At 66.2% G+C, this 13,010-nt stretch carries 10 protein-coding genes; 7 read left to right on the top strand and 3 right to left on the bottom strand.

Annotated elements, in window-relative coordinates; translation table 11 throughout:
* Positions 1 to 75: 75 nt before the first annotated feature.
* From tssC to tssA, 3 genes are read right to left on the bottom strand one after another with little or no spacing between them, the layout of a single operon-like run.
* Positions 76 to 1,569 (bottom strand): type VI secretion system contractile sheath large subunit, encoded by a 1,494-nt coding sequence (gene tssC / locus HU748_RS18655; protein WP_186721435.1) that lies wholly within the window; start codon positions 1,567 to 1,569, stop codon positions 76 to 78.
* A gap of 10 nt (positions 1,570 to 1,579) precedes the next feature.
* Entirely contained in the window at positions 1,580 to 2,095 is a 516-nt protein-coding gene (gene tssB, locus HU748_RS18650; protein ID WP_054891229.1) for a type VI secretion system contractile sheath small subunit, read from the bottom strand.
* Between the two features lie 57 nt (positions 2,096 to 2,152).
* Complete coding sequence (gene tssA, locus HU748_RS18645) at positions 2,153 to 3,190, bottom strand: type VI secretion system protein TssA (RefSeq protein WP_186721433.1); 1,038 nt, start codon at positions 3,188 to 3,190, stop codon at positions 2,153 to 2,155.
* Between the two features lie 396 nt (positions 3,191 to 3,586).
* Here tssA and tagH point away from each other — a divergent pair, with 396 nt between their 5' ends.
* The 7 genes from tagH to HU748_RS18610 are packed head-to-tail and all read left to right on the top strand — an operon-like array spanning position 3,587 to position 13,006.
* Entirely contained in the window at positions 3,587 to 4,918 is a 1,332-nt protein-coding gene (tagH, locus tag HU748_RS18640) for a type VI secretion system-associated FHA domain protein TagH (protein WP_186711089.1), read from the top strand.
* Positions 4,919 to 4,966: 48 nt separating this feature from the next.
* Positions 4,967 to 5,464, top strand: coding sequence for a type VI secretion system lipoprotein TssJ (gene tssJ, locus HU748_RS18635; RefSeq protein WP_186721431.1), 498 nt, complete (start codon positions 4,967 to 4,969; stop codon positions 5,462 to 5,464).
* A 15-nt stretch (positions 5,465 to 5,479) separates the two neighbouring features.
* Entirely contained in the window at positions 5,480 to 6,814 is a 1,335-nt protein-coding gene (tssK, locus tag HU748_RS18630; protein ID WP_186721429.1) for a type VI secretion system baseplate subunit TssK, read from the top strand.
* Positions 6,815 to 6,820: 6 nt separating this feature from the next.
* Positions 6,821 to 8,128 carry a DotU family type VI secretion system protein gene (locus HU748_RS18625; protein WP_186721427.1) on the top strand — a complete coding sequence of 436 codons (1,308 nt, stop codon included), beginning with the start codon at positions 6,821 to 6,823 and terminating at the stop codon, positions 8,126 to 8,128.
* Positions 8,125 to 11,631 carry a type VI secretion system membrane subunit TssM gene (tssM, locus tag HU748_RS18620; protein ID WP_186721426.1) on the top strand — a complete coding sequence of 1,169 codons (3,507 nt, stop codon included), beginning with the start codon at positions 8,125 to 8,127 and terminating at the stop codon, positions 11,629 to 11,631. Before HU748_RS18625 ends, tssM begins: the two co-directional genes overlap by 4 nt.
* Positions 11,628 to 12,290 (top strand): type VI secretion system-associated protein TagF, encoded by a 663-nt coding sequence (gene tagF / locus HU748_RS18615; protein ID WP_186711094.1) that lies wholly within the window; start codon positions 11,628 to 11,630, stop codon positions 12,288 to 12,290. Before tssM ends, tagF begins: the two co-directional genes overlap by 4 nt.
* A complete protein-coding gene (locus HU748_RS18610) occupies positions 12,287 to 13,006 on the top strand; it encodes a protein phosphatase 2C domain-containing protein (RefSeq protein WP_186721423.1) in 720 nt (239 codons plus the stop codon). The genes tagF and HU748_RS18610 overlap by 4 nt, the downstream gene beginning before the upstream one ends.
* Positions 13,007 to 13,010: the final 4 nt, after the last annotated feature.

Genomic DNA, 13,010 nt, shown 5'->3' with positions numbered 1-13,010 from the left:
TTTCGCGTCGGTTGGCGGTTCTATCGGGGCTGCTGCGCAGCCCATCGCGGGGCGCGCAGCGGCCCCGGTTCAGGCTCAGGCCCCTTTGGCCGAAGGCAGCTTCGAGACCAGGCGCAACGACACGGTCAGCCCTTCGAGCTGGTAGTGCGGGCGCAGGTAGAAGCGCGAGTTGTAGTAGCCAGGGTTGCCCTCGACTTCCTCCACCACCACTTCGGCCGCAGCCAGCGGATGTTGGGCCTTGGTGGTCTCGCTGGAGTGCGCCGGGTCACCGTCGACGTAGTTCAGGATCCAGTCCTGCAGCCAGCGCTGCATCTCGTCCTTTTCCTTGAACGAGCCGATCTTGTCGCGAACGATGCACTTCAGGTAATGGGCGAAGCGGCAGGTGGCGAACAGGTACGGCAGGCGGGCGGCCAGGTTGGCGTTGGCGGTGGCGTCCGGGTCGTCGTACTCAGCCGGTTTTTGCAGCGACTGGGCGCCGATGAACGCGGCGAAGTCGGTGTTCTTCTTGTGCAGCAATGGCATGAAGCCGTTCTTCGCCAGCTCCGCCTCGCGGCGGTCGGAAATGGCGATCTCGGTCGGGCACTTCATGTCCACGCCACCGTCATCGGTGGGGAAGGTGTGCGCCGGCAGGCCTTGCACTTCACCGCCCGACTCCACGCCGCGGATGCGCGAGCACCAGCCGTAGTGCTTGAACGAGCGGTTGATGTTGACCGCCATGGCATAGGCCGCGTTGGCCCAGGTGTACTTGCTGCTGTCGGCGCCGTCGGTGTCTTCCTCGAAGGCGAAGGCCTCGACCGGGTCGGTCTTGGCGCCATAGGGCAGGCGTGCCAGGAAGCGCGGCATGGTCAGGCCGATGTAGCGCGAGTCTTCCGATTCGCGCAGCGAACGCCAGCCGGCGTATTCCGGGGTGGTGAAGATCTTGGTCAGGTCACGCGGGTTGGACAGCTCCTGCCACGAACCCATGCCCATCACCGTTGGCGACGCCGCGGCAATGAACGGCGCATGCATCGACGCACAGACCTTGGACATCTCGCCCAGCAGCTCGACATCCGGAGGCGACTGATCGAAGTAGTAGTCGCCCACCAGGCAGCCGTAGGGCTCGCCGCCGAACTGGCCGTACTCTTCTTCGTAGAGCTTCTTGAACACCGGGCTCTGGTCCCAGGCGGTGCCCTTGAACTTCTTCAGGGTCTTGTGCAGGTCGGTCTTGGAGATGTTGAGCACGCGAATCTTCAGTTGCTCGTCGCTCTCGGTGTTGTTGACCAGGTAGTGCAGGCCGCGCCACGCGCTTTCCAGCTTCTGGAAGTCATCGTGGTGGATGATCTGGTTGACCTGTGCGGTGAGCTTGGCGTCGATGGCGGCGATGATCTGCTCGATCGAGCCGATGGCGTCGTTGGAGACCAGGCTGGTCTGCGCCAGGGCTTGCTCGGCGAGGGTGCGCACGGCGCTTTCGACAGCTTCCTTGGCGCGCTCGGTCTTGGGTTTGAATTCCTGCAGCAGCAGGTTGGCGAACTCGCTGGCCTGCTCGGTGGCGGCCGGCTGGGCCTGGGTATCGCGCAATGGATCGGTCATGGCGGGCTCCTCAGGCGCTCGGCTCGTTGTCGGAAGGTTTCGGGGCGCTGGCCAGGGCCTGCAGCAGGGCAGGGTCCTTGATGGCCTTGAGGATGATGTCCTCGGCACCGGTCTTGCCGTCCATGTAGGTCAGCAGGTTGGCCAGTTGGGTACGCGCCTCGAGCAGCTGGTTCAGGGCATCGACCTTGCGCGCCACGGCGGCCGGGCTGAAGTCGTCCATGCTCTCGAAGGTGATGTCCAGGCTCAGGTTGCCTTCGCCGGTCAGCTCGTTGGGGACGTTGAATGCCACGCGTGGCTTCATCGCCTTGAGGCGCGAGTCGAAGTTGTCGACATCGACTTCCAGGAACTTGCGGTCGGCCACCGCGGGCAGTGGCTCGGCGGGCTTGCCGGCGAGGTCCGAGAGCACGCCCATGACGAAGGGCAACTGGACCTTCTTCTCGGCGCCATACAGTTCGACGTCGTACTCGATCTGCACTCGCGGCGCCCGGTTGCGCGCGATGAATTTCTGGGAGCTGTCTTTGGCCACGTGGTTCCTCCTGGTCGCCGCTGGGGGCGCTGTCGTTCGTTGCGGCTGTCGGTGGTATCAGTCGTCCTGGGGCCCGCGCAGGTTCTCGAACTGCGAAAGGCCATCGGGAATCAGGTCGCGCACGATGGTCGCGAAGTCGGCGTTGACCAGGTTTTTCGCCCGGCGCAGCAGCACCGGCAGCGGGCTGGAAGGCTCGTGACGGGCGTAGTACTGGAGCAGACGCTCGAGGCTTTGCTGAACTTCGTCGCGGCTGCTGATTTCGCCAGGGCGCACGGCGGGGCGAGCGGTCGCGGCGACGGCAGCGGGTGCCGAAGGGGCATCGTCGAGGCTGTCCTGCTGCGGCTGTTCGTCTGGCGCGCCTGACGGCGAGCCCCCAGGGGCGTAATCGGCAAGTACCTGTTGCGCCAGGCGCAACGGCTGCTTGAGTGCGGACAGATCGACGCCACTGGCCGAGCCGACCTGGTCGCTGACCCGGCGCTCGATCGCTTCGCAGGCCTCGCGGGCCAGGTTCAGGGCCTGGCGAGTCTGTTCGAGTTCATCGGCGTCGGCATCGCGCAGGGCTGCGGCCAGCGCCTCGACGCTCAGTGTCTCGCTGGCGAAATGCTGCAGGCCGGCGGCGTGCAGGGCGGCACGCAAGGTGATCGGGCCAAAGGCGCGCGAGCGCGCCAGCACGGCATCGCGCAGCAGGGCGATGTTGGCTTCGCACGTCAGGCCGGTCAGTGCGTTGATGCGCACGGTCGGGTCGTTGTCGTCGGAGGCGTCGAGCTGCGGATGCAGGTGCAGCCAGTATTCGCCGAGCAGGTCGCGGATCAGTTCCAGGCTGGCGGCGAGGCCGGCGAAGCCGTGCAGCGCGAGGTTGGCCTGCACCAGGAAGTGGGTGATGCGCAGGTCCTTGCTGCGCTGCAGCAAGCTGGCGCAGGACTGTTCGATCGCTCGCCACTCGGGGGGCTCGGCCGCCTGTACTGCATCGCCCATGACCCGTTCCGGACGCCCTTGGGCATCGCGTTCGAGTTGCAGGAAGTCCGCGTCATATTCGAGATCTTCACCGCAGGGGAAGTCATCGGAAACAGCGGCGAGCAGCAGCGGTGAGTTCACCAGGAATCGATCTCCATATCGGCCCGTGGCGGGGCGTTAGTTGTGCGAAGTTGCAAGTGTGAACTGGCGCACAAAACTTGTAGAAGAGCGGGCGGTTGATATCGTTGTGATATCAGTGGCCGGCTCCAAAGTTGCGCATTTATGGTTTATTTCCAAAATGCTGTCAAGGTAAGCTACCCGCCCTCGAGTGGAGGTGTGACCGAGTCTGCAGCTTTGAAGGCCCACCTGTCGGATGCCATCAAAGTGCCTTGCCGTTGTGGTTAAATTCGCCGATATGCCGCGATAAAACAGTGATGGATGTTATTTAGCTCATTGTTTTATAAAGAAATTATTGGCGATTTTCGCTATCCACTCATTTGAATGGAATCACGAGTCATATTATATGCAGGAGGAGTGATGGCACTTTGCCTAACTATCACTAGTTATCACAAGATAACTCCGGGGCAATGCGCGGAGATGATTGTGGAAACTGGTGCCGTCACCATCGGGCGAAGTCCAAACAATGATTGGGTGTTGCCGGATCCAGAGCGGTTGGTGTCGTCCAATCATTGCGTCATCCAGTTTCGGGATGGCCGTTATTACCTGACCGATAACAGCACCAACGGTGTGGAACTGGTACACGCTGGCGTGCGCATGCGCCGAGGAAACAGCGAGCCATTGATGGATGGCGAAGTTATCCGGATTGGTGAGTACGAGATTCAGGCACGCATCGATTCAGGATTCTCGCTGGAGGAGAGTCGCCAGCCTGGCGCGCAGAGCTTCGAGGCGTTGATGGCCCACCAGGCGACGCCCGCCGAGCCCCCCCTTGCACCCGCGCCGGCTGCTTTCCTGCAGGGGGCTTCGAGCCACGACACACTGCCCGACATCTTCGATTTCCTCGGCCCTGCCAGCGTGCCGACGGCGAGCCAACCTGACCATGTTCCGGCCCAGCAGCATGACTTTCGTCCGCCCGCACCGGTCCCCGCCGCCGCGCCACCCGCCTCACCGGCCCCCGGCGTGATACCGGCGGACTGGAACCTCTTCGACGAGGCGCCGGCCTCCAGCCCCCTGCCTGCGCACGAGCCGATGACGCCTGTTGCCGCAGTGCCTCCACCGCCTGCGCCCGTTCCCGCACCCCCCACCCCCCAGGCCATGCCCGACCAGGCGTTGCTGCAGGCCTTCCTGCGCGGCGCGGGCATCGAGCACCTGCGCATCGACGCTGGCGATGCCGCAGCGCAGATGGAGGCGGTGGGCCGCAGCTACCGCCTGATGGTCGAGGGCCTGATCGATGTGCTGCGCGCACGCAGCAGCCTCAAGGGCGAGTTCCGCATGCAGCAGACCACCATCGCGCCGGTGCAGAACAACCCGCTGAAGTTCGCCCCCAATGCCGACGAGGCGCTGTTGCTGCTGCTGCGCCAGGGCAACCAGGCGTTCATGCCCGCCGACCAGGCGGTACGCGACAGTTTCGATGACCTGCGTGCCCACCAGCTGGCCGTCATGGCCGGGGTCGAGGCGGCGATCAAGCACGTGCTGACGCGTTTCGAGCCCGCCCGACTGGAGGCTCGCCTGGCCCCGGCAACGGGCCTGGCGAAGGTGTTCGGTGGCTCGCGCCAGGCCCATTGCTGGCAGCAGTTCACCGAGCTGTACGGGCAGATATCACGTGAAGCCCAGGACGATTTCCAGGACTTGTTCGGCCGCGAGTTCAGCCGCGCCTACGAGGCCCACAACGCCCGACTGCAACGCTCTTGAGACTGATGCTCAAGGCAGGAAGAACACCAATACGTCATGAGGACGAGGATGAGTGCAACAAGACTGATCGCAGCCCTGGCCTTCGTGCTGCTCAGTGCCTGCAGCAAGGATGCGCCGGTCGTACCGAGTTCGGACGCTGAGCCGGCAGTGCCGGGCGTCACCCTGTACTTCAGTGCCGCCGCTGGGCTCAACCCCGGCGCCGATGGCACACCAGCGCCTGTGCGGGTGCGCATCTACGAACTGAAGAATGCCGCCGCCTTCGAGCGCGCCGATTACTTCGCCCTGGCCGAACGGGCCCAGGACACCCTCGGCGCCGACCTGATCGACCAGGACGAAGTGCTGCTGCAGCCCGGCCGTCAACTGCACCTGGACCGCCCGCTGAACCCGGCCACGCGCCAGGTCGGCCTGGTGGTCGGCTACCGCGAGATCGACCAGGCGCAGTGGCGCAGCGTGCTCGCGGTGCCACCTCGCGACTATCAGATCAGCCTCGATGTGCGCGCCGTGCGCAGCGCCGTGGCCACCCCACAACCTGTGCCTGCCCACTAGGCAAACGGAGAACCCATGTCCTGGAACAATCGCGTGGTCTGGTCGGAAGGCATGTTCATCACGACCCAGCACTTCCAGCAGCACGACCGCTATCTGGAAAACTTCATCGATGCCCGCAGCCGCCCGCTGTCGAGCGCGGCCTGGGGCTTTTCCGAGCTGCTGGTCGACCAGGGCCTGCTGGCCCAGGGCAAGCTGGCGATCCTCAGTGCCCGTGGCCTGCTGCCGGACGGCACCCCCTTCGACATTCCCCGCGATGACCTGCCACCGGCGCCTCTGGAAATTCCCGACGACCTGCGCGACGGGGTGATTCACCTGGGCTTGCCGCTCAAGCGTGCCGGTGCCCGCGACACCGTCGACGAAGGCGAGGCGCTGGACGGCGCGCGCTATGTGGCGCGGGTCAGCGAAGTGCGCGACGACAATGCGCCGTTCGAGAACCGCGCACCACTGGCTCTGGGTAGCCGCGCGCTGCGCCTGCTGCGTGAGGAAGATGGCCTCGGCGATTTCGCCGCGCTGGGTGTGGTGCGCATTCGTGAAAAACGTGCCGACCGGGCCTTGGTGCTGGACGACAGCTACATCCCGCCGCTGCTGGATGTGGCGGCCAGTAACCCGCTGTCGAATTTTCGCAGCGAGCTGCTGGGGCTGCTGCACCAGCGTGGCGAGGCACTGGCCGGGCGGGTGGTGGCCTCGGCCAATGGCGGTGCCTCGGAAATCGCCGACTTCATGCTGTTGCAACTGGTCAACCGCGCGCAGCCGTTGATCGAGCATCTCGGGCAGCTCAGCCCGCTGCACCCCGAACGGCTGTACAGCGAGCTGGTGGCGCTGGCGGGCGAGTTCGCCACCTTCACCCGCGAGGGCCGTCGCCCCGAGAGCTTCCCGGTGTACCAGCACGATGACCTCGCGGCGACCTTCCAGCCGCTGATGGCGTCGCTGCGTGAAGCGCTGTCGATGCTGATCGACAGCAAGGCGGTGGCCATTCCTATCGTCGAGAAAGCCTACGGCGTGCACGTGGCCATGCTCGCCGACCGCAGCCTGCTGGACAGCGCCAGTTTCATCCTCGTGGTGCGCGCCGACGTGCCAGGCGAGACCCTGCGCAGCCGCTTCGGCCAGCAGAGCAAGATCGGTTCGGTGGAGCACATCCGCGACCTGGTCAATCTGCAACTGCCAGGCATTGGCCTGCTGCCGTTGCCGGTGGCGCCGCGGCAGATCCCGTTCCATGCAGGCTCCACCTATTTCGAACTCGACCGCGGCAGCGAGCACTGGAAGCAGTTGCAACACTCGGGGGGCTTCGCCTTCTACGTCGCTGGCGAGTTCCCTGGCCTGAACCTGGCCTTCTGGGCCATTCGAGGATAAGCCGCGATGCAGCACGACGATCCGCAGGCCAACGACCGCACCCAGTTCATGCCTCGCCCAGGCGGACGAGGCCCGCAGCCGACGGCGACGCCCCAGGCCGCACCAGCGCCGCTGAACGTACCGGCCGAGCCGCTGGCACCAGGCCAGGGCGAGGGCCTCAATCCGCTGGAGCAGGCGGCCGGGCCCCTGCTGGCGTTGCTCACGCGCTTGCGCAATACCATCGCCCATCCAGCCCCGGCGAGCCTGCGTGCGCAACTGCTCGCCTACCTGCGCCAGTTCGAAGAGCGCGCCGAAGCCAGCGGTGTGCCGCGCAACGAGGTGCTGCTGGCGCGCTATGCCCTGTGCACCGCGCTCGATGAGGCCGTGCTCAGCACCCCCTGGGGCAGCAGCAGCGACTGGGGCAAGCAAAGCCTCTTGATCACCGTGCACAACGAAGCCTGGGGCGGCGAGAAGGTCTTCCAGTTGCTCGAACATTGCCTGCAGAGCCCGCGCGAACGCCTGAACCTGCTGGAGTTGCTGTACCTGTGCACCAGCCTCGGTTTCGAGGGCCGCTACCGGGTGATGAACGGTGGCCGAGCACAGCTCGAGGCACTGCGCGAGCGTACCGCTGCGGCCTTGCGCAGCGCGCGCGGCGAAATCGAGCGTGAATTGTCACCGCACTGGCGCGGCGTTTCGGTCAGCCGCGATCGTCTGACCCAGTTCGTGCCGCCCTGGGTAGGGCTCGCGGTGGCCCTGGCCTTGCTGCTGCTGTTGCTGTTCGGTCTGCGCCTGAAACTTGCCGCCGACGCCGAGCCTGTGTTCCGCGGCATCCATGCCCTGGGTGAAATTCCGGTGCAGGCGATGGACCGCCCGGTGGTGCAGCCCAAGCCGGTCGAGCGTCCGCGCCTGGCAGGTTTCCTTGCCGAGGACATCAAGGCCGGTCGGGTCGCGGTGGAGGATGCGGTCGATCGCTCGGTGGTGACCATTCGTGGCGATGAACTGTTCGCGTCTGCCAGCGCCAGTATCAAGGGCGATTTCGAGCCGCTGATGCTGCGTATCGCCGAGGCGGTTTCCAAGGTGAAGGGCAACGTGCGCGTCACCGGCCACAGCGATAACCAGCGCATCGCCACGATCCGCTTCCCCTCCAACTGGGCGCTGTCCCAGGCTCGCGCCGAAGAGGTCAAGGCAATGCTCGCCGCGCGCACCGGGCAGCCGCAGCGCTTCAGCGCGCAAGGCCTGAGCGACACCGAGCCGCTGGCCTCCAACGACACCGCACAAGGCCGGGCGAAGAATCGCCGGGTCGAAATCACCGTTCTGGCGGAGGGCGTCGAGTGAAGGCGTTTTTCAGTTTTGTCATTCGCTGGGTGATCCCGGTGCTGGGGCTGATCGCCCTCAGCCTGATCATCTGGTTCATCGGGCCGCTGTTGGACGTACTGGCGCCGCCGGCGCCGCGATGGATCCTGATCGTCCTGATGTTCGCGGTGTGGATCGCCTACCGTACCTGGCGCATCGCCCAGGCGCGTCGCCAGGCCGCCAAAGTGATGGAGAGCCTGGCCGCCGAAACCGCGCCGGATCCTGCGAGCCTGGCCACCGCCGAAGAGCTGGCGACCCTGCGTCAACGCATGGACGAGGCCCTGGTGCTGCTGAAGAAAGCGCGCCTGGGCGGTGACGAGCGCCGCAACCTCTACGAGCTGCCGTGGTACGTGATCATCGGCCCGCCGGGCTCCGGCAAGACCACCGCGCTGGTCAACTCGGGGCTGCATTTCCCGCTGGCGGCACAGTTGGGCGAGGGCGCCATCCGTGGTGTCGGTGGCACGCGCAACTGCGACTGGTGGTTCACCGACCAGGCGGTGCTGCTCGATACCGCCGGACGCTACACCACCCAGGACAGCCATGCGCAGGTGGACAAGTCCGCCTGGCTGGGCTTTCTCGACCTGCTCAAGACCCAGCGCTCGCGCCGTCCCATCGACGGGGCGTTCATCGCCATCAGCCTGTCCGATCTGCTGCTGGGCAGCGACGCCGAGCGCGCCGCCCATGCAGCGGCGATCCGCACCCGGATCCAGGAGCTGTACAGCCAGCTCGGCGTGCGTTTCCCGATCTACCTGATGCTCACCAAGCTCGACCTGGTGCCGGGCTTCATGGAGTACTTCGACAACCTGAGCAAGGACGAGCGCGCCCAGGTGTGGGGCATGACCTTCGCGCTGGATGACGGGCAGCAGGGCGAAGGCCCGCTGGCCGGCTTCGACCAGGAGTTCGGCCTGCTCGAACAACGCCTCAACCAGCGTCTGGTCGAGCGCCTGCAGCAGGAGCGCGACCCGGCGCGGCGCGACCTGATCTATGGCTTCGTCCAGCAATTTGCGGCGCTGCGCGGCAACCTCAAGACCTTCCTCGACGGTGTGTTCAAACCCAACGCCTTCGAGGCGCGGGCGCTGCTGCGCGGGGTGTACTTCACCAGCGGCACCCAGGAAGGCAGCCCCATCGATCGCCTGATAGGCAGCATGGCGCAGAGCATGGGCCTGGACCGCGCGCATCTGGCGCGCCAGACCGGCACCGGACGCAGCTACTTCATCGAGAAGCTGTTCAGCGCCGTGGCCTTCGCCGAGCGTGGGCTGGTCGGCAGTAACCCCAAGGTCGAGCAGCGCCGCAAGTGGATCACCCGAGGTGCCCTGGCGCTGAGCGTGGCTCTGGTGCTGGTCGTCGGCACCCTGTGGACCCTCAGCTACCGCGCCAACCAGCAGTACATCGCCGAAGTCGACAGCCGCCTCAAGCCGCTGGGCAAGAGCGTGCAGGAGCTGAGCCCGGCGCAGCGCGAGGTGATCGAAGTGCTGCCGCTGCTCAACGCCGTGCGCCGTCTGGCGGACGATCCGCCGGCCTGGGCCGAGGGGCTCGGGTTGTACCAGGGCGACATGCTGGAGACCGAATCCACCAGCGTCTATCGCAAGCTGTTGATCGCGATCTTCGCCCCGCGGCTGGTCACCCGCATCGAAGAGCAACTGTACGCCGGCGGTCCTTCCGACTATCTGTACGAAGGCCTCAAGGCCTATCTGATGCTGGCCGACGGCGAGCATTACGACGCTGACTTCCTCAAGGCCTGGATCAGCCTCGACTGGGAGCGCCATCTGCCGCGCGATCTGGCTCCCGAGCAGCGCCAGGCACTTGAACAGCACCTGGCGGCGCTGTTCGACAAGCGCCCGCCGAATGCGCGCCTCGACCAACGCCTGATCGACGACACCCGCCGCCAGTTGCAGCAGTTGCCGGTGGCGCAACGTGTGTATGACCGGGTCAAGCGGCAGAAGCTGCCGGCCGGCGTCAGTGATTTTCGCATCAGCGACGCCGCCGGGCGCGATGCCGCGCTGGTATTCCAGCGCAAGAGCGGCAAGCCGCTGACCGAGCCGCTGCCGGGGATCTTCACTGTCGAGGGTTACCGCAAGGCGTTTCTTGCCGCCAGCGTCGCCCACAGCGAAACCCTCGCCGAGGAGCGCTGGGTGCTCGGTCGCGAGCTGAGCGAGGCCAGCGATGCCAAGCGCCTGGCCGACGATGTGCGCCAGCTCTACTACCAGGACTACATCCGCCACTGGGACGCGCTGTTGGCCGACCTGGACTTCGTGCCGATCACCAGTGTCGGGCAGGCCGCCGACGTGCTGCGGGTGTTGTCCGGCCCTACCTCGCCGATGAAGAAACTGTTGCAGGCGGTGGCCAAGGAAACCGACCTGCAGCAGCCCACCACGCTCGACAAGGCCCAGGCCAAGGTCGAACAGGCCGGTGTCGATCAACTGCGCCAGCGCCTCGGCGGTCTGCTCGGCGACACGCCGATCCCGGGCACCGAGCAAGGTGCGCGTGAGGTGGACCCCGTGACCGCACACTTCGCCGAACTGGCCGAGCTGGTCGAAGGCGGCGAAGGCCAGCCAAGCTCGATCGATGGCCTGCTCGCCGATCTCAACGCCCTGTACGTGCAGGTCAGTGCGATGGTCGGCGCCAGTGGCGAAGCCCTGCTGGGCGAGGCCAAGAACCAGGCTCAGGCTGCCTCGCAGAGGGTTTCGCTCGGTGCTGCGCGGCAGCCGAAAGTGGTGCAGAACCTGGTCGGCTCGGTGGTCGGCTCGACCAACGCCATCGTCATGGGTGGCGTACGCAACCAGCTCAATGCCGCCTGGACCAGCGAGGTGGTCAACGTCTACCGCCAGTCCCTCAGCGGTCGCTACCCGCTGACGGCCGGCAGCCCGCGCGATGCGACCCTGGAAGACTTCGGCCAGTTCTTCGGTGTTGGCGGGGTGATGGACAACTACTTCCGCAAGTACCTGCAGCCATACGTCAACACCTCCACGTCGCCGTGGAGCTGGCAGCCAGGGGCGGCGCAGAAGCTGGGGATCAATGCCGGTGTGCTCAACACCTTCCAGCGCGCCGCGACCATCCGCGATGCCTTCTTCCGCAACAGCAGCGGCCTGACGCCAGGCGTGCGTTTCGAGCTCAAGCCGGTGGCGATGGATGCGTCGATCACCCAGTTCATGCTCGACCTCGATGGCCAACAGGTCAGCTATGACCACGGCCCGAGCCGTCCGGTGTCGTTGCAGTGGCCGAACCCGAACAGCATCGGCGTGGTACGCCTGTCGATCTCGCCCCCTTCGGCCAGTGGCCGTTCGGGGCTGACGCTGGAAGGCCCGTGGGCGTGGTTCCGCCTGCTCGACCAGTCCGACCTGATTGCCGGCACCTCACCCGAGCGCTTCAGCCTGCGCCTGCGGGTCGAGGGTGCCAGCGTGTCCTACGAGCTGCGTGCCAGCAGCGCCTTCAACCCGTTCCGCAGCCGAGTGGTCAGCGGTTTCAGCCTGCCGGAGCGCCTGTGAACGACGTTGGTTTCTACGGAAAGATGGCCTGCCGCGGTGACTTCGTCAGCCGCGATCTGCCACAGAGCTTCATCCAGCCCTGGGACCAGTGGCTGGCCGCAGGTATCCAGGCCAGCCAGCGGCAACTGGGTGAGCAGTGGCTGCAGGCCTACCTGGTCAGTCCGCTGTGGCGCTTTGCCCTGGCAGCGGGTGTGTGTGGGCCGCAGGCGATGATCGGGGTGGTGATGCCGAGCATCGATCGGGTCGGGCGGTATTTTCCGCTGACCGTGGCGCAGGCGCTGGAGCCGCAGGTTTCGGTGGCGGTTGCGGTGGTGGGTGCGGATGAATGGTTCGAACAGGTCGAAGCGGCCTTGCTCGGCACGCTGGAGGAAGGTGCGCAGTTCGAAGCGTTCGAGCATGCCGTGCAGCCCTATCGGGGCACCACCCCGCTGCCACAGGGGATAGCGAGTGGGCCTGCGGTGGGTGGGTTGCAACGTCTGGCCGCGACCACGCCTGAGGGGCGAGAACGCGCGTTGGCCGAGTGCGCCTGCGAGGGCATGAGCCTGTGGTGGGGCAGGGGTTCGGAGCGGATCGCACCGGGCCTGATGCGCTATCCGGGCCTGCCGCGCAGCGAGGATTTCGCCGGGTTTCTTCTGGGTAGCGAGGCCGCACGCGCATGACCGACCTGCAGTACAGCGCGGCCAGCTACAGCCATGTCGGCATGGTGCGCAAGATCAACGAGGACGCCTGCCTGGACCTGACCTGGGCGGGCCTGTGGGCGGTGGCCGACGGCATGGGTGGCCATGCGGCGGGCGACTATGTCAGCAGCCTGGCGGTGGACAGCCTGCGCCGCCTGCCGATGCTCGACTCGCTGGCGGAGTTCGCCGACGAAGTGCGTGACGGCCTGGCGTGGGTCAACCTCACGGTCCGCGAGGAAACCGCACGCCGTGGCGTAGCGATGATGGGCAGTACCGTGGTGGTGCTGGCCGCACGCGGCGACCAGGCCATCGGCCTGTGGGCCGGTGACAGCCGTCTGTATCGCCTGCGCGGCGGGCGCATCGAGCGCCTGTCCCACGATCACAGCTACGTCCAGGAACTGCAGGACAGCGGCCTGCTCAGCGAGGCCGAGGCCCGGGTGCATCCGCGCGGCAACATTGTGACCCGAGCCATCGGTGTCGAAGATCACCTGGAGCTGCAGGCAGTGGCCCTGCAGGTGCGCCCTGGCGACACCTACCTGCTGTGCAGCGATGGCCTGACCAAGACCGCCGAAGACCTCGAGATCGGCGAGGTGCTCAGCCATGCCGACCCCTACCAGATAGTGCGCAGCCTGGTCCACCTGGGCCTGACCCGAGGCGCGCCCGACAACATCACCGCCGTGGTGGTGAAGGCCAATTGAAGAA

Origin of the sequence: Pseudomonas sp. RW3S2 (assembly GCF_014268955.1) — a bacterium.
Taxonomy (GTDB): Bacteria; Pseudomonadota; Gammaproteobacteria; order Pseudomonadales; family Pseudomonadaceae; genus Aquipseudomonas; species Aquipseudomonas wayambapalatensis.
This window is presented reverse-complemented; position numbering and strand designations above follow the sequence as displayed.

Coding starts and splice junctions, on each gene's coding strand:
- tssC (WP_186721435.1), bottom strand. CDS start 1,569: ATGACCGATCCATTGCGCGATACCCAGGCCCAGCCGGCCGCCACCGAG.
- tagH (WP_186711089.1), top strand. CDS start 3,587: ATGGCACTTTGCCTAACTATCACTAGTTATCACAAGATAACTCCGGGG.
- tssJ (WP_186721431.1), top strand. CDS start 4,967: ATGAGTGCAACAAGACTGATCGCAGCCCTGGCCTTCGTGCTGCTCAGT.
- tssK (WP_186721429.1), top strand. CDS start 5,480: ATGTCCTGGAACAATCGCGTGGTCTGGTCGGAAGGCATGTTCATCACG.
- HU748_RS18625 (WP_186721427.1), top strand. CDS start 6,821: ATGCAGCACGACGATCCGCAGGCCAACGACCGCACCCAGTTCATGCCT.
- HU748_RS18610 (WP_186721423.1), top strand. CDS start 12,287: ATGACCGACCTGCAGTACAGCGCGGCCAGCTACAGCCATGTCGGCATG.